15 protein-coding genes are annotated in these 17006 nt (G+C 60.3%); 12 read left to right on the top strand and 3 right to left on the bottom strand.

What is annotated here, in order from left to right; all coding sequences use genetic code 11:
- Positions 1 to 12 precede the first annotated feature (12 nt).
- Positions 13 to 492 (top strand): DUF4426 domain-containing protein, encoded by a 480-nt coding sequence (locus FGL86_RS05470; RefSeq protein WP_147183643.1) that lies wholly within the window; start codon positions 13 to 15, stop codon positions 490 to 492.
- Here FGL86_RS05470 and FGL86_RS05465 read toward each other — a convergent pair.
- A complete protein-coding gene (locus tag FGL86_RS05465; RefSeq protein ID WP_186764476.1) occupies positions 477 to 1376 on the bottom strand; it encodes a ChaN family lipoprotein in 900 nt (299 codons plus the stop codon). The two genes, FGL86_RS05470 and FGL86_RS05465, sit on opposite strands and share 16 nt — an antisense overlap.
- 40 nt (positions 1377 to 1416) lie before the next feature.
- A complete protein-coding gene (gene sfsA, locus FGL86_RS05460; RefSeq protein WP_147183641.1) occupies positions 1417 to 2175 on the bottom strand; it encodes a DNA/RNA nuclease SfsA in 759 nt (252 codons plus the stop codon).
- 196 nt (positions 2176 to 2371) lie between these two features.
- On the opposite strand from sfsA, the gene dksA reads away from it, so the two are divergent.
- The 11 genes from dksA to FGL86_RS05410 all read left to right on the top strand — a co-directional run bounded on the left by dksA (position 2372) and on the right by FGL86_RS05410 (position 14615).
- A complete protein-coding gene (dksA, locus tag FGL86_RS05455; protein ID WP_147183640.1) occupies positions 2372 to 2809 on the top strand; it encodes an RNA polymerase-binding protein DksA in 438 nt (145 codons plus the stop codon).
- Between the two features lie 70 nt (positions 2810 to 2879).
- A complete protein-coding gene (gene gluQRS, locus FGL86_RS05450) occupies positions 2880 to 3752 on the top strand; it encodes a tRNA glutamyl-Q(34) synthetase GluQRS (RefSeq protein ID WP_147183639.1) in 873 nt (290 codons plus the stop codon).
- A 28-nt stretch (positions 3753 to 3780) separates the two neighbouring features.
- Positions 3781 to 3957 carry a hypothetical protein gene (locus tag FGL86_RS17905; protein WP_186764475.1) on the top strand — a complete coding sequence of 59 codons (177 nt, stop codon included), beginning with the start codon at positions 3781 to 3783 and terminating at the stop codon, positions 3955 to 3957.
- Entirely contained in the window at positions 3947 to 6904 is a 2958-nt protein-coding gene (locus FGL86_RS05445) for an ATP-binding protein (RefSeq protein WP_147183638.1), read from the top strand. The genes FGL86_RS17905 and FGL86_RS05445 overlap by 11 nt, the downstream gene beginning before the upstream one ends.
- Positions 6882 to 8279: a sigma-54-dependent transcriptional regulator gene (locus FGL86_RS05440; RefSeq protein WP_147183637.1), complete on the top strand. Its 1398-nt coding sequence runs from the start codon at positions 6882 to 6884 to the stop codon at positions 8277 to 8279. The genes FGL86_RS05445 and FGL86_RS05440 overlap by 23 nt, the downstream gene beginning before the upstream one ends.
- Before the next feature lie 926 nt (positions 8280 to 9205).
- Entirely contained in the window at positions 9206 to 10627 is a 1422-nt protein-coding gene (pcnB, locus tag FGL86_RS05435; protein WP_147183636.1) for a polynucleotide adenylyltransferase PcnB, read from the top strand.
- A 4-nt stretch (positions 10628 to 10631) separates the two neighbouring features.
- A complete protein-coding gene (gene folK, locus FGL86_RS05430; protein ID WP_147183635.1) occupies positions 10632 to 11123 on the top strand; it encodes a 2-amino-4-hydroxy-6-hydroxymethyldihydropteridine diphosphokinase in 492 nt (163 codons plus the stop codon).
- 160 nt (positions 11124 to 11283) lie between these two features.
- Positions 11284 to 12075 carry a 3-methyl-2-oxobutanoate hydroxymethyltransferase gene (panB, locus tag FGL86_RS05425; RefSeq protein ID WP_147183634.1) on the top strand — a complete coding sequence of 264 codons (792 nt, stop codon included), beginning with the start codon at positions 11284 to 11286 and terminating at the stop codon, positions 12073 to 12075.
- The gene (panC, locus tag FGL86_RS05420; protein ID WP_147183633.1) at positions 12075 to 12926 is read left to right on the top strand and encodes a pantoate--beta-alanine ligase; all 852 of its coding nucleotides are present in this window, start codon (positions 12075 to 12077) and stop codon (positions 12924 to 12926) included. Before panB ends, panC begins: the two co-directional genes overlap by 1 nt.
- Before the next feature lie 20 nt (positions 12927 to 12946).
- Positions 12947 to 13327: an aspartate 1-decarboxylase gene (gene panD / locus FGL86_RS05415; RefSeq protein WP_147183632.1), complete on the top strand. Its 381-nt coding sequence runs from the start codon at positions 12947 to 12949 to the stop codon at positions 13325 to 13327.
- Between the two features lie 103 nt (positions 13328 to 13430).
- Positions 13431 to 14615, top strand: coding sequence for an acetyl-CoA C-acetyltransferase (locus FGL86_RS05410; protein ID WP_147183631.1), 1185 nt, complete (start codon positions 13431 to 13433; stop codon positions 14613 to 14615).
- 87 nt (positions 14616 to 14702) lie between these two features.
- On the opposite strand, the gene pnp is transcribed toward FGL86_RS05410, so the two are convergent.
- Positions 14703 to 16832: a polyribonucleotide nucleotidyltransferase gene (gene pnp, locus FGL86_RS05405; RefSeq protein ID WP_147183630.1), complete on the bottom strand. Its 2130-nt coding sequence runs from the start codon at positions 16830 to 16832 to the stop codon at positions 14703 to 14705.
- Positions 16833 to 17006: the final 174 nt, after the last annotated feature.

Raw genomic sequence — 17006 nt, 5'->3', positions numbered from 1 at the left:
GAGAAAATCGAGATGAAATCCAGGATTCGAAGCGGTAGCGTGTCCAATCGATTCGCCAGCGCCTGTCTTGTAGCGCTGCTACTGCTGCTATCAGCGGGATGGGCACAGGCGGAACAGTTCGAGCGGGTCGGGGATTACAAGATTTATTACAGCGCGGTCAACACCAGCTTTCTGACGCCGGAAGTCGCGTCCGCCAACAATATTCAGCGCAGCAAGGTGCTGGCGCTGCTCAACGTCAGCGTCCGCGAACAACTCGAGAACGGCGAGGATCGCGCGGTCAACGCCACGGTCAACGGACAGGTCAGCAATCAGGCGGGCCAGGCACAGTCCTTGTCGTTTCGCCGGGTGCAGGACGGCGAAGCCATCTACTATCTGAGTACCTTTCGCATCCAGCCGGACGAGCCGATGAAGTTCGAACTCGACGTCACCTATGACGCCAACCAGCCGCCGGCGGAGGTCAATTTCATTCAGCGCTTCTACATCGATCCCTGATCGTCGATCTCCGACGACGACCCGCCAAAGCGCCGGCGCAGCATCTTGCAGGGGTCATCTCGCTGCATGGACGGCGTGAACCAGACCAGGTCGAAGGCGGGATCGCTGTCGGCGCTCCGCGGCAACGCCTGGCGCCAATCCGCCATTCCCGCCGGCAGCTCCACCAGCCCCAGGGTAAGCGGTTTCGGCGTCATATAGCGTGCCACCCCCACATCTCGGCGGGCATGGCCGGCGCCGCAGATCAACACCCCTATCTCCGGCAGTGCTGCCAACGCCTTCGCCATGGCTCTATCCCGCGCCACCTGCACGCCGAGCATGCCGTCCAGCCTGTCTTCCGGCAGCATGCCGCAATGGCCCTCGATGAGCGCTTGGCGCTGCCATTCGGCGACCGACGCGGAAAGCGCTGGCGCCTTGCCGGCTCGAGCGATACCGCGCACTTCATCGCCGACCAGGTTAGCCCCCAGCAGGGGTACATCGAGTTCGAGAACCCGCCTTACCGTCGGTCCGTAGGCCTGCCAGTCCCAACCTTCTTGCCACTCCAAGGCTTTCTGCAACTGGTCGTCATCAAGACTGCACCAGTAATCGAGAGAGTGCGCCTCCAGCAGCGTCTGCTGATGGGCATCAAGCATTTCCATGGCGACCCCGCCCAGCCGGCCCGCATCCGCCAGGATGTTCACCAGCCAGCGCTCCAGGCGGTGATGCTCGGGATTGTCATGACGCTCGCCGACGATGATCGTCGAGGCTTCCAGCAGCCGCTCCCGCAGCACCTGGGTATCAAGCCACTTTTCTTGTCGGGTATCCCAGACTCGCCCCAGCGGACCAGTGTCGCCCAAAACCGCCTGGGGCAACAGCCCCCAGGCACCCAGCGCCAGCAGCGTTTTCAAGCAGTCACGCCTTAGCATGATGATCGACCTCTCGAAATCTTCATTGATGACTGACCGGTGCCTGCCATTCTCGGTCTAACACCACCGGCAGCGCCCGGTCCAGACGTATCGCTTGGGGTGCGCCATCTTGCCAAGTCAGACGACAGCCATAAGCCAGCACTTCGACGCCACGGCGGACCGCATCGATCAACACATCCGCGTAATGAGGGTCGATATGCCGCGCCGGTGCTACTGCCTCAATGCCGTCGTTGACCACACAGAACATCAGCACCGCCCGATGCCCGGCTTCAGCGAGCCTTGCCAGGGTCTGAACGTGCCGCGCTCCTCTCACCGTCACCGAGGCGGGAAAGTAGCCATGGCCGTCGGTTTCCCGCAAGGTGACCTGCTTGACTTCGATATAGGCATCGCCCAGGCGGTCATCGTTCAAATAAAAGTCGAGCCGCCCCTCCTCGACTCTGATCTCACGTTTGAGGCTCGCGTAGCCGCTAAGCTCAGGGATACGCCCCGCCCCGAGAGCCTCCGCCACCAGGCCATTGGCCCGCCCGGTGTGCACCGAAGAGACGATGCGCGTACCGTCCGGCTGCGGCAGTTCGATCAGTTCCCAGGTCCAGGCCAGCTTGCGCTTGGGATCAGAGCTATGGGAAAGCCACACCCGACAGCCCGGCACGTTGATGGAGCGCATCGATCCGGTGTTGGCGCAGTGCACTGTCACCACGTCGCCGCTGTCCACGGCGACATCCGCCAGAAAGCGCTTATAGCGTTTGATCAGAATGCCTGGGGTCAGGTCAGGATAATCCATGGGTTCGTTCCGTCGAGGGCGTGTATGCGTAAAAAACTCATGCCTACCATAGCGAATTTATTGGACCAAAGGCGTGACTTGATAAACAGCGGTTGCAAACACGTCGTTTTTTCGCTAAATAAGCAAGGCTTTGGGCCCGTGATAGAGTATCCCGTTTGGGCAACGGCCCCAGTCACTTGAGCAATGAGGCAGTCCCATGCCAGCAGCAGCACAGAAAACGGATGCGGCGAAGAAATTCGTTCCCTACGAGCCGGCGCCGGGCGAAGAATACATGAACGAGCGGCAGTTGGAGCATTTCCGCCAGATTCTGCTCGACTGGAAACAGGATCTGATGGAAGAGGTGGATCGTACCGTTCGCCATCTTCAGGAAGAGGCCAACAACTACGCGGACCCGGCGGATCGCGCGACCCAGGAAGAAGGATTCAGTCTCGAGCTGCGCACTCGCGACCGGGAGCGCAAGCTGCTCAAGAAGATCAACGAGACCATTGATAACATCGATGAGGACGACTACGGTTTCTGCGAAGCCTGCGGCGTCGAGATCGGCATTCGCCGCCTCGAGGCGAGGCCTACCGCTACGCTATGTGTCGATTGCAAGACGCTGGCTGAGCTCAAGGAGAAGCAGCTCGGCGGATAAGCTCCTTTTGTGATTTGCTACACCATGATGGGCGCCGTCGGCGCCCGTTTGCGTTTCAAGGATTTCTTTCATGCCCGGCTACCGCGGCCGTTTCGCGCCGACGCCTTCCGGCCCTTTACATTTCGGCTCTCTGGTGGCGGCTCTGGGCAGCTACCTGGATGCCAGGAGCGCCTGCGGGGAATGGCTGGTACGTATTGAAGATATCGATCCGCCGCGCTGTCCGGCGGGGGCAGCCGATACCATCCTGCACCAGCTCGAGGCCTTCGGCCTGAACTGGGACGGAGCGGTGAGCTATCAGTCCGCGCATCGGGAGCGTTATCACCAGGCGCTGGAACGCCTGCGCGAACAGGGCATGGCCTATCCTTGCAGCTGCTCGCGCAAGCAGTGGCAGGACTATCCTGTTTACCCAGGCTGGTGTCGCCAAGGTATATGCGAACCGACGAGACCTTGCGCCTGGCGCCTGCGCAGCGATCTCGGGCTGCGACTGGTCATCTGGCGGGATCGACGCCTCGGCGAGCAATGTTTCGATCCCGCTGACCTGGGGGACGTGATACTCAAGCGCAAGGACAATCTCTGGGCCTATCAGCTGGCGGTGGTGGTCGATGACGCTCATCAAGGCATCACCGAAGTGGTGCGCGGTGCGGATCTGCTGGATAACACCTCTTGGCAGATACAGTTACAACACGCTCTGGCACTGCCGGTGCCGCGCTATCTACATCTTCCCTTGATCCTGGGCGCGGATGGCCACAAGCTTTCCAAGCAGAACCTGGCGCCGCCGCTGCCTACACAAGACAAGCAGGTACGGCCGTTGCTGCATGCTGCCCTGCATGCGCTTTCTCAGGCGCCGTCGGCGGAGCTCGAACAGGCCCCGGTGGAAGAGCAACTGACCGAAGCTCGATTTCACTGGGATATCCGTCGCCTGCCGGGTTATGTCGCTACCTGACGCCATCTCTCAGGATGAAGTAGTCAATATGTACGTCTACCGGATCATGCTGTTTCTGGTACTGAGCGGCTACCTGCTTTCGCCGCTACTGATGAGCGGCTGGGAGATTCCCGGCAGCGCCTGGTATCGTCCCTTCGTCATCTGGGGAATCTTGATCGGCCTGACTTTGTGGCTTGAGCAGCGCAGGCAACAGGATGACCACTAGCCTGGGCGGTCTTTTCCTGCTGGGGGGTGGCTATCTGGGGCTGCTCTTCTGCTGTGCGATGGCGGTGGAGCGAGGCTGGATACCCGCGCGCCTGCTGCGCCATCCCCTGGTTTACACCCTGGCACTGGGCGTCTACGCCAGCGCCTGGGCCACCTACGGCAGCATGGAACTGGTCAGCCAGGTCGGCTATGGCTATCTCACCTACTACCTGGGCGTGGCCGGCGCCTTTCTGCTGGCGCCGGTGCTGCTGCTGCCGATCCAGCGCATGGCACGTACCTATCAGCTGTATTCCTTGGCGGATCTGTTCGCCTTCCGCTTTCGCTCACGCTGGGTCGGCACCCTCGTTACCCTGGTCAGCATCGCCGCAATACTGCCTCTGCTCGCCTTGCAGGTGCAATCCATGGGCGACAGCATCTATCTGCTGACCGGGGCAGGATCACCGGCGCTGCTCGCCCTGGCCTTCTGCGCGCTGATCGCCTTGATCGCGATTCTGTTCGGCGCCCGCCATACTCGCCTGCAGGCGCGCCACGACACCCTGCTGGGCGTGATCGCCCTGGAATCCCTGGTCAAGCTCGCGGCCATGCTGATGCTAGGAGGCTTCGCACTTTTCGGTATCTTCGACGGCTCCGCGGATCTTCAGACCTGGCTCGACGGCCCGGGACTCTCACACCAGATCGCCGTTACGCCTCTGGATGCGGGACAATGGCGCACCTTGCTGCTGCTGTTCTTCGCCGCAGCGTTCTTGACCCCGCATATGTTTCATATGGTATTCACCGAAACCCTGTCGTCCCGCTCGCTGCTGCAAGCCGGCTGGAGCCTGGCGCTTTACATGCTTCTGCTGGCGATTCCTATTCCGCTGATCCTGTGGGGCGCTCAGTACCAGGGTAATCTGGCGGGGCTGAATCCTGCCTACCTGGCCTTCAGCCTGTCGAACTCTTCCTGGATCGATGGCCTGGCATTCATCGCCGGTCTGGCCGCCGCCAGCGGCACTCTGATCATCATCTCCCTGGCCCTGTCCGGGATGATTCTCAATCATCTCGTGCTGCTGGCTCGCCCTCCGACCCAGCGGCCGGATCTCTACCGCTGGCTGCGCTGGCTGCGCCGCGCCCTGGTCGCCGCGGTCATCCTCGGGGGCTGGCTCTTCTATCGCCTGATCGGCTTTCATCACGACCTGACCGCCCTGGGGCTGACCGCCTTCGTGGGCATGGCTCAATGCCTGCCAGGACTGCTGGCGATTCTTTACTGGCCCGGCGCCAATCGCAAGGGCATGGTGAGCGGTCTGGTCGTGGGCATCATTATCTGGCTGCTGGGGCTGTGGTTTCCCTTGCTGACCGGCCAGCCAGCCCAGGTGCTGATCCCACCGGGTCTGGAAGCGCTTGCGGATGAGCCGGCCTGGTACGCGGTCACTCTCGTGTCGCTATCCGCCAATATCCTGGTCTTTATCCTGGTGGCGCTGATCAGCAAGACCTCCGAGGGTGAACGTGCCGCCGCGGAAGCCTGTTCCGTCGATGCGGTCATCCGTCCCAAGCGCCTGCCTCTGGCCGCTGCGGACGGCGAGGAATTCAAGCGCCATCTCGCGGTGGCCTTGGGAGAAGACGTCGCCGAGCGAGAGGTTTCCCGCGCCCTGGTGTCTCTCAAGCAATCGTCCCGGGATAGTCGCCCCTATGCGCTACGCCGCTTACGGGATCGTATCCAGGCCAACCTGTCCGGCTTGATGGGCCCGGCGGTGGCAGAGGATATCGTCGACCGTTTTCTGCCCTATCGCCGCGATGGCCGGGTCGTCACGGACGACATTCATTTCGTCGAGAGCCGCCTGGAAGCCTATCGCTCGCGGCTGACCGGCATGGCGCGAGAACTCGACGGGCTGCGCCGCCATCATCGGCGCACCCTGACCCAGCTGCCGATTGGTTTGTGCGCTTTCGGCAGCGACGACGAACTGCTGATGTGGAATCAGGCCCTGGCGATTCTTTCCGGCATCGACGGCGAAAGCGTGGTCGGCGCCCGCCGAGACTGCCTGCCCTCACCATGGAACGAGCTGCTGGGGCGCATCCTGGATAACCAGAACAGCCACCTTTACAAGCAGCCCGTCGAACTGGATCAGGGCCTGCGTTACCTGACGCTGCACAAGGCGGAGCTTAAAGGAGATGAAGAGGAGCGTGGCGGCAGCGTCATCCTGGTCGAGGATCACAGCGAAATGAAGTGGCTGGAAGACGAACTGGTGCATGCGGCGCGCCTGGCTTCCATAGGCCAGTTGGCGGCGGGGGTCGCCCACGAGATCGGCAATCCGATCACCGGCATTTCGTCCCTGGCGCAGAATCTGCGTTACGATACCGACGACCCCGTGATTCTCGAGAGCGCCGAGCAGATCCAGACGCTGACCGAGCGGGTCTCGCGAATCGTTTCGTCGCTGGTCGGGTTTGCTCACGGTGGTCGTCATGTGCCGGGCGAGCCTTTTGCCCCGGTCGATCTCAAGCGGATCACCGATGAAGCGCTGCACTTGATTCATCTGGCACGCTCGGGCCAGGATATCGTCTATCGCAATGACTGCTTTTCGGAGCCTTTTGTCAGCGGCGACGCGCAGCGCTTGTCTCAGGTGCTGGTCAACCTGTTGAGTAATGCCCGGGATGCTAGCCCCCCGGGTAGCGAGATCGTTATCGCGACCCAGGCCGATCCGCATGGCGTGACCCTCAGCGTGACCGATCAGGGCCGAGGAATCGATGCGGAGATTCGCGACCAGTTGTTCGAACCCTTTATCACTACCAAGCCCCTCGGAGAAGGTACGGGACTCGGTCTGCCGCTGGTGTATAGCATCATCGTCGAGCACCACGGCCAGATCCATATCGATTCCCCGCTCCCGGGCCTTGAACGTGGCACCCGTATCAGCGTATGGCTGCCCATCCATATAGAGGACAGTGATTCCCATCATGAGCCGGATTCTGATCGTTGAAGACGAAGCCGTGATTCGCGGCGCCTTGCGCCGTCTGCTGGAGCGTCATGATCATCAGATCGGCGAGGCGGATAGCGTGGCCGCAGCCCAGGCGCTGGATCCTCAGCGCTTCGATCTGGTCATCAGCGACCTGCGCCTGCCCGGTGAGGAAGGTACCGCCATGATCGCTCGCGCCGCCCCCGTGCCAGTATTGATCATGACCAGCTACGCCAGCATGCGCTCCGCGGTGGAGGCCTTGAAACTCGGCGCGGTGGACTATATCGCCAAGCCCTTCGATCATGAAGAACTGCTGGCCACCGTGTCCCGAGTGCTCGAACAACATGCGGCCAGCATGCCGCCCTCTATGGCCGAGCACGAGACATCGGCGCCTTCGGAGATGATCGGCGAGTGCGCCGCCATGCAGGTGGTCTACGAGCGCATTCGCAAGAGCGCTCCAAAGGATGTGACGGTGTTAATCCACGGGGAGTCCGGTACTGGCAAGGAACTGGTGGCGCGCTCGCTCCATCGTCAAAGCAAGCGTGCCCGAGCGCCGCTGATCTGTGTCAACTGCGCCGCCATTCCGGAGACCCTGATCGAATCCGAACTGTTCGGTCATGAAAAAGGCGCCTTTACCGGCGCCAGCGCGGCGCGCACCGGCCTGGTGGAGGCTGCGGACGGCGGCACCTTGTTTCTCGACGAGATTGGCGAGTTGCCCTTGGATGCTCAGGCCCGTTTACTGCGGGTGCTGCAGGAGGGGGAAATTCGCAAGATCGGCTCGGTGGAGACTCGACACGTCAACGTACGCCTGATCGCCGCTACCCACCGCGATCTGCACAGCCTTTCCAGAAACGGCGAGTTTCGCCTCGACCTCTATTACCGCCTCAACGTGATGCAGATTGACCTGCCGCCGCTTCGCGAGCGAGAAGACGACATCCTGCTGATCGCCGACAAGCTGCTGGAAAACGCCTGCCGTCGCCACGACCGGGAAGGCCTGAAGCTCTCTCGAGCGGCACGCCGGGAAATCCGCGATTCACTGTGGCCCGGCAACGTGCGCGAGCTGGAGAACGCCCTTGAGCGTGGCGTCATCCTTGCGGAAGGCCACTTGATTCACGCGGATGATCTGGGTATCGCCGTACCACCCCGCCGACGCGATACCGGTGCCCTGAATTTCGACACCGCCGACCGACCCCCGAACGCAGCGGAGAACTCTCTCGCCGAAGACGAAGAGGATCTATCTCTGGAGGATTATTTCCAGCATTTCGTACTCGAGCACCAAGAGCAGATGAGTGAAACCGAGTTGGCACAAAAGCTGGGCATCAGCCGCAAGTGCTTATGGGAGCGTCGTCAACGGCTGGGAATTCCGCGCAAGAAAAGTGCTCGCAGCCGGGCGAGTTGACGCTGCTCCTTTATTTTTTTCATTTATTGCCCACTGAATGCGACCATGGTCTAGACTCTGGTGAAACGCTGGCTGAGTCCTCAGATCCTGCATGACACTTGTGCTAATGCGCCAAGTGTTACCGTCCCACACATTTATCCGCGCAAATAAGCGATCCACGGGTAACACTTATCTGCGTCGCATTAGAAAAACCTTTCTCGAAAGTTTATAAACCCATGTTGTATATGATTTTTTTATGAATTGGCATGGCTGGTGCAACATATACATCAAGAAAAACAACACCCAGACCTATCACTTGGATATCGCGAGTAACAAGCGCAATCAATAACAGCAACAATCTGCATCCGAGTCTGAAATCGATAAAACAACAACAATCCTATCGAACCCGGCGAGTTGTCTGGCTATAACAATAATTCAGGACGACGTTCGCTTGACACCATACAACAACAACATTCCAGGTCTGGAAGACTGCACGCGACGTACTCGAGGAAAGCGACAAGAACAAGTAGACTTTCGAGAAGTAGACCTTCGGCAACAACAACAACTCACCGAAGGGAGGTAGAACGCTACCGTCGTGGTTGGATTATTGTCTTGAATACGAGACGGCCAACGTTGGTAAGCAAGAACAATGACAAGAGCCATTACCGACAAGATACGTCATATGACTGTGTTACGTATTCAAGACGATGCGCCATCACGAAGAAAAATCAACGGCACGGATGCAGTATCGTCACCTAACGGGGGAGGCCATGCGGTCTCCCTTTTCTCTTTGTCGTTTCCTCTCCTTTTTCTCCTTCAAGGCTATAAAGATGCTTATGACCCGCAACTGTCTTGCAGTTGCCGGTTACCGAGCGCCACAAATGGTTTCCAAGGTGTCGCCTCTCGACTACACTTGAAGCTTTCTCACTTAGCGAGTTAATCGCTGCATGTTCAAAGGATTTATCCGCTTTCTACAAACCCCCGGTGAACGCTTGAAGTCTCTTTTTGACAGCCAGGGCGGTGCCAGCCACGCGGCGGGGCCGCATATCATTCCCCGTGATGAACACAAGGTCTCTCGGCGGTGCTTCTCCGATGCAGCCCTCAAGGTGCTCTATCGCCTGAAGGATGGCGGATTCGAAGCCTACCTGGTGGGCGGCTGTATTCGCGATGCCTTGCTGGGCAAGACTCCCAAGGATTTCGATGTCGCTACCGACGCCACACCGGATCAGGTACGCGAGCTGTTTCGCAATTCGCGTATCATCGGGCGCCGCTTTCGCATCGTCCATGTGCGTTTCGGTCGCGAGGTGATCGAGGTCACTACCTTTCGCGGCCGACCCAGCGATGAGCATGGCAAGCATATCGCCGAGCGGTCCGAAAACGGCATGCTGCTGCGGGACAACGTCTGGGGCAATATCGAGGAAGACGCGCTGCGCCGGGACTTCACCGCCAACGCGCTCTACTACAGCATCGCGGATTTCTCGATCCACGACTGGGCCGGCGGCGCGCGAGATATCGAAAATTCTACCTTGCGCCTGATCGGCGACCCCCAGACTCGTTACCGCGAGGATCCAGTGCGCATGTTGCGCGCCGTGCGTTTCGCCGCCAAGCTAGGTTTCACCATCGAGCCCGCTACTCGGCAGCCGATCTACGACCTTGCCCCGCTGCTTCTGCAGATCCCCCCGGCGCGTCTCTTCGATGAAGTGCTCAAGCTGTTTCTCTCTGGTCATGCGCTTGCCACCTTCCGGCTGCTGCGAGAATACGGCCTGTTCGCCATGCTGTTTCCCGAAGCGGAAGAGTCGATCAGCGAGCTGCCTTGGGCGCTGGCGTTATTCGAACGCGCACTCGACAATACGGACCAGCGAATTCGCGAAGAGCGCCCGGTCACCCCGGCCTTTCTCATCGGCGCCCTCCTGTGGCCGGGGGTGACTCGGCGTCGGGCACGCATGGAAGCGGAGGGTTTGCCCGTCATTCCCGCCCTGCATAGTGCCGCACAGCAGGCCATCACCCGCCAGCTGCAGCACGTCTCGATACCCAAGCGCTTCAGCATGCCCATGCGCGAGATCTGGGAGTTGCAGCAGCGCCTTCCCTCGCGACGCGGCAAGCGCGCCCTGCAGACTCTCGAGCACCCTCGTTTTCGCGCCGCCTACGATTTTCTGCTGCTGCGCGAGGAGGCCGGCGAACTGGCCCCGGGACTGGGCCACTGGTGGACCGCCTTCCAGGAGGCTGACGAGCACCAGCAGCGTCGGCTGCTGGACAAGGTCGATGCAGATCCAACAGCCACAGCGCGATCCAAGAAACGTCGCAAGCGCAAGCGCAAGCCTCGGGGCACGCAAACCCCTTCCAGCGCTCAGAACGAATCTCGGGATTAAGACGATGCGCTTACCCTCCTGCGCCTATGTCGGCCTGGGCAGCAATCTCGACGATCCGCGAGCTCAGGTGACTCGGGCCATCGAGGAACTGGATAATATTGCCTTGACTCGGCTTGCCGGTGCTTCTCGCTGCTATATCAGCCGCCCGGTCGGGCCTCAGGATCAGCCCGATTTCGTCAACGCGGTAGTGGCGCTGGAGACTCGCTTATCGCCACTCGCGTTGCTCGATCAGCTGCAGGCGCTAGAGCAACGTCACCGGCGCGTGCGAAAGCGCCACTGGGGGCCGCGAAGCCTGGATCTGGATCTGCTGCTGTATGACAATATCGTGATGAACACACCGCGACTCACCTTGCCTCACCCGTATATGCAGCAGCGCAGTTTCGTCATGTTGCCGCTGGCGGAACTGACGAGGGAGGTTTATCTGCCGGATGGACGAAGAATCTCCTCTCTTGCGGCTCAATTCAGTGCGTCGGACTTGCAGCCGCTGTTACCCTGACGCTAAAGTTAGGCGAATTTTTCGTTACCTTTTTACCCGCTCGCATATCATCAAGTAACAACCCATCGTCAATCGGCGTCTCCTGCAGGCCTGCCTTGCGCTTATGCCAGGCCTGCTTTTCAATGACGCTAGTCTGACGACCGTTCGGGGGCCGTACATCATGAAAACTGTTACCTTGGGCACGCTCAGGGAATGCAAGCGCGCTGGAGAGACGTTCAGCTGTCTCACCGCCTATGATGCGTCTTTTGCGCACGCGGCCAGTCAAGCCGGTATCGACGTTCTGCTGGTAGGCGATTCCTTGGGCATGGTGCTGCAGGGCCATGCCAGCACCCTGCCGGTCACCTTGGCGGATATCCGCTATCACACTCGCTGTGTCGCCAGAGCCAAGGGACAGAGTCTGCTGATGGTGGATCTGCCTTTCATGAGCAACTCGAGCATTGAGCGACTGCTGCAGGATGCGGGCGAGCTGATGCGCATGGGCGCCGAGTTGATCAAGGTGGAAGGCGAAGCCTGGATGGCGGAAGGTATCCGCGAACTGACGCGGCGCGGCGTACCGGTCTGCGCGCATCTCGGCTTGACGCCGCAGACCGTGTATCAGCTCGGCGGCTACAAGGTGCAGGGTCGGGAGTTGGAGCGCGCCGAACAGATCATCGAGGACGCTCGCACCCTGGTCGCGGCGGGAGCCTCGGTCATCCTGCTCGAATGCGTTCCAGCAAGCCTTGGCAAGGCAGTAAGGAATGCCGTGGAGGTGCCGGTCATCGGCATCGGCGCCGGCCCGGATGTGGACGGACAGATTCTGGTCATGCACGACGTGCTGGGGGTCAGCGCCGGTCGCTCACCGCGCTTTGTCAAGAATTTCCTGAAAGACGCCGCGGACGTTCAGGACGCCTTCCGGCGCTATCATGAAGACGTCAAGGCAAGGCGCTTTCCCGCCGAGGAGCACTGCTTCTGATGCGCACCCTGCATGAGATCGACGCGCTTCGCCAAGCCTTGAATGAAGCGCGACATCGAGGGAAGCGTATCGCTCTGGTGCCCACCATGGGCAACCTTCACGCGGGACACCTGGCCTTGGTAACGGCCGCTCGTGCTCAGGCCGATCTGGTGGTCGTGACGGTGTTCGTCAATCCGCTACAGTTCGGTCTCGGAGAGGATCTGGATGCCTATCCGCGCACCTTGGCGGAGGATCAAGCGGGTCTAGAAAACGCCGGCTGCGATCTGCTTTTCGCACCGAGCACCGCTACGCTCTATCCTCGCGGCCTCGACAGCCTGACCCGCGTCAGCGTACCCGGCATCAGCGAAGGGCTGTGCGGCGCCAGCCGGCCAGGGCACTTCGACGGCGTCGCCACGGTGGTCACGCTGCTATTCAATCTGGTGCAGCCGGATATCGCCTGCTTCGGCGAGAAGGACTATCAGCAGCTAGCGGTGATTCGCCAACTGGTGGCGGATCTGCACTTCCCGGTCCGAATCGTCGGCGTTCCCATCGTGCGCGCCGAGGATGGCCTGGCGCTATCCTCCCGCAACGGCTATCTCGACGCCGAGCAGCGCGCCAGGGCGCCGGCGCTCTATCGCACTCTGCAAGCGCTCAAGGTAGCGCTGGAACAAGGTGCTCCCGTGGCGCAGTCCATTGGCGCCGCTCTCGAACAGTTGCGCGAGCGGGGTTTCATCCCCGACTACCTGGAGGTTCGCCGCGCCGGGGACTTGGGCCCGCTGCTCGACAGCAGTCGCGAGGTAGTGATACTCGCCGCAGCAAAACTGGGCCCAACTCGCCTGATCGACAATTTGACCGCACGCTTGCCGCGCTAGTGCAGGAAAGGAAGAGTTTCATGCAAACCATCATGCTCAAGGCCAAGCTTCACATGGCCCGCGTCACCCATGCCGTTCTCAACTACGAAGGCTCCTGCGCCATCGACGGTGAACTGCTCGACTTGGCGGGTATCCGCGAAAACGAGCAGATCCAGATCTACAATGTGGAAGGCGGACAGCGTTTTACCACCTATGCCATTCGCGCGGAAGAAGGCTCGCGGATCATTTCCGTCAATGGCGCCGCCGCTCATCTGGCGAGTGAAAAGGATCGTGTGATCATCTGTAGCTACGCCAACTACAGTGAAGCCGAACTCGAGGATCACCAGCCTGCTCTGATTTATCTCAAGGAAGGCAACGTCATCAGTCATACCAGCAACGCCATTCCGGTACAGCTGGCCTGATAGATTCGGGGCGGTTTTTTCGAAAGTTTATCGACGAACCGTTGCCGCAACGCACAAACATCTCCTATGCTGTTTATTCCAGTTCACGCTCGAGGAATGAAACATGCAACAAGATGTAGTAATTGTCGCCGCTCGCCGCACGCCGATCGGCACCTTTGGCGGTGCACTATCCGGTATTCCCGCTAGCGACCTGGGTGCGCTGGTCATCAAGGACATTCTTTCCTCGACCGGCGTTTCCGGCGATCAGGTCGACGAAGTGTTACTGGGGCAGGTCTTGACCGCGGGCGTCGGCCAGAACCCGGCGCGTCAATCGGTCATCAAGGCAGGGCTCCCGGAAAGCGTACCCGCCATGACCATCAACAAGGTCTGCGGCTCCGGGCTCAAGGCACTTCACCTGGCCACTCAGGCGATTCGCTGCGGCGATGCGGATCTGATTCTGGCCGGCGGTCAGGAAAACATGTCCGCCTCGCCCCACGTTCTGCCCAATTCCCGCACCGGACAGCGCATGGGTGACTGGAAAGCCATCGATACCATGGTGCACGACGGTCTGTGGGATAGCTTCAACAACTATCACATGGGTATCACCGCGGAAAACCTGGCGGAAAAATACGGTATCACCCGCGAGGAAATGGACGAGTTCGCTGCCGCCTCTCAGCAGAAGGCCTCCGAGGCCGTCGAATCCGGTCGTTTCGACGACGAGATCGTGCCGGTGGAGATTCCCCAGCGCAAGGGCGATCCTATCGTCTTCAGCAAGGATGAAGGCCCTCGCGCCGGCATTACCGCGGAAAAACTCGGCGGCATGCGCCCCGCCTTCAAGAAGGACGGCACCGTCACCGCCGGTAACGCCTCCTCCATCAACGACGGTGCTGCGGTGGTCATGATCTGCTCCGCGGAAAAGGCCAAGGAACTGGGACTCAAGCCGCTGGCGCATATCAAGGCCTACGCCAACGCGGCGGTGGACCCGGCGATCATGGGTATCGGTCCCGCGCCGGCCACACGCAACTGCCTGGAAAAAGCCGGCTGGAGCATCGACGACCTGGATCTGATCGAAGCCAACGAAGCCTTTGCCGCCCAGGCGCTTTCCGTCAACAAGGAACTAGGTTGGGATACCAGCAAGATCAACGTCAACGGCGGTGCCATCGCTCTGGGTCACCCCATCGGTGCTTCCGGCTGTCGCGTGCTGGTCACTCTGCTTCACGAGATGATCAAGCGCGACGCCAAGAAGGGTCTCGCCACCTTGTGTATCGGTGGTGGTCAAGGTGTGGCACTGGCCATCGAGCGCGACTAGGCAAGCGATTGGGCTAACCTAGCCGCTCGTCATAAGAAGAACGCCCCCGCAAAATTGCGGGGGCGTTTTCTTTCGTCGTTAGGTAATTTATGAAATTTCGACTTCTTCAGCCTCGAAAGTAGCCTTTTCTTCCGGGGAGATTTCCTTGATGGAAAGCTTGACCCGGTTACGATTGTCGATATCCAGTACCTTGACGACTACCTCGTCGCCTTCGTTGAGGAAATCCCGCACGTTATTGACCCGCTCCGGCACAATCTGCGAGATATGCACCAGGCCGTCGGTGCCCGGCATGATATTGACAAAGGCGCCAAAGTCGGCGATCCGCACTACCTTGCCCTTGTACAGCTTGCCGATTTCCGCTTCCGCGGTGATCGCCAGCACCGTATCGATGGCTTTCTTGGCGGCACTCTTGTCGTCCGCGTAGATGCGCACGGTGCCATCGTCATCCAGGTCGATGGAAGCGCCGGTGTCTTCGCAAATCTTGCGGATGGTCGCGCCACCCTTGCCGATCACATCGCGAATCTTCTCCGGATCGATCTTGATGGTAGCCATGGAGGGCGCGTTCTCGGAGACTTCGCTACGACTCTGGCCGATCACCTGGTTCATCTGCTCGAGAATGCTCAGACGGGCCTCCAAGGCCTGCTGAAGAGCAACTTCCATGATCTCTTCGTTGATGCCTTCGATCTTGATATCCATCTGCAGCGCGGTTACACCGTCTTGGGTACCGGCCACCTTGAAATCCATGTCCCCCAGATGATCCTCATCACCGAGAATATCTGTCAGTACCGCGAAATTGTCTGCGTCCTTGACCAGCCCCATGGCGATGCCCGCTACCGGCGCCTTGAGCGGCACGCCGGCGTCCATCAGCGCCAGAGAAGTGCCGCACACCGAGGCCATGGAACTCGAGCCGTTGGATTCAGTGATCTCGGAAACTACCCGCACCGTATAGGGAAAATCTTCTTCGGAAGGCAGCATGGCCTGCACGCCGCGCCGCGCCAGACGACCGTGGCCGATCTCGCGACGCTTGGGGCCACCCATGAAACCCGCCTCGCCCACGCAGTAGGGCGGGAAGTTGTAGTGCAACAGGAAGCGATCCTTGCGCTCCCCTTCTAGGGATTCAATCAGCTGTGAATCCCTCAGGGTACCCAGGGTGGCGATCACGATGGCCTGGGTTTCGCCCCGAGTGAACAACGCCGAGCCGTGGGCCTTGGGTAGCACCCCGACGCTGATGTCCAGAGGCCGTACGGTCTTGTGATCGCGACCGTCGATACGTGGCTCCCCGGCAAGTACCCGGGAGCGCACCACACGCTTTTCGAGACTTGCAAATGCGTTGCCGACCTCGTCCGCGTCGAACCTGCCATCCTCTTCCCCCGCCAGCTGGACAATGGCCTCCTGACGTGCCGCGGCAATGGCGTCCTGACGATCCATCTTGTCGGTGATGCGGTAGGCATCTCCCACCTTGGATTCGAAACCGCTGGCCAGTGCCTCTTTCAGCGCGGTATTTTCCGGTGCCGGCTGCCAGTCCCACTTGGGCTTGCCAGCCTCCTTGACCAGCTCATTGACGGCCTGAATCGCCACCTGCATTTCCTGGTGGGCGTAAAGCACCGCACCGAGCATTTCGTCTTCGGTGAGTTCCTGGGCTTCGGATTCCACCATCAGCACGGCGTTTTGCGTTCCCGCTACCACCATGTTCAGTTCGGCACCGGCCAGCTCTTCCACGCTGGGATTGAGGAAATAGCCCTTGTCATTGTCGAATCCCACCCGGGCGGCGCCGATGGGACCGTTGAAGGGCAGGCCGGAAATGGCCAGCGCCGCGGAGGTGCCGAGCATGGCGGCGATATCCGGATCCTGGTTGCGATCCGCGGACAGCACCGTACAGATGACCTGAACCTCGTTCATGAAGCCCTTGGGAAACAGCGGACGAATCGGGCGGTCGATCAGCCGCGAGGTCAGGGTTTCCTTCTCCGTGGGGCGCCCTTCACGCTTGAAGAAACCGCCGGGGATCTTGCCGACGGAATAGGTCTTTTCCTGATAGTGAACGGAGAGAGGAAAGAAATCCTGGCCCGGCTTGAGCTCTTTCTTGCCTACCACGGTGCACAGCACCACGGTATCGTCCATGGTGACCTGTACGGCGCCGGTGGCTTGCCGAGCGATACGCCCGGTTTCCAGGGTGACGGTGCTGCGACCGTATTGAAATGTTTTCTTGACCGGATTCACGGTGACTTCCTTTACCTTGTCGATTACATTTGGGTCGTTTTGACTCGGCGACCATTCTACCAGCCCGGCGGGGTCTCCGGTTAGCGTATCCGCCCCTTGAAACGCGAAACGGGCAGCCCTGAGGGGCTACCCGTTCTTCGCTGTCGCTTGCTTGCGCAGCAGACCATAAACAGA

It is taken from the genome of Pistricoccus aurantiacus, from assembly GCF_007954585.1.
GTDB lineage: Bacteria > Pseudomonadota > Gammaproteobacteria > Pseudomonadales > Halomonadaceae > Pistricoccus > Pistricoccus aurantiacus.
The sequence above is the reverse complement of the archived record's forward strand: the minus strand, read 5'-3'. Positions and strand labels throughout refer to the sequence as shown.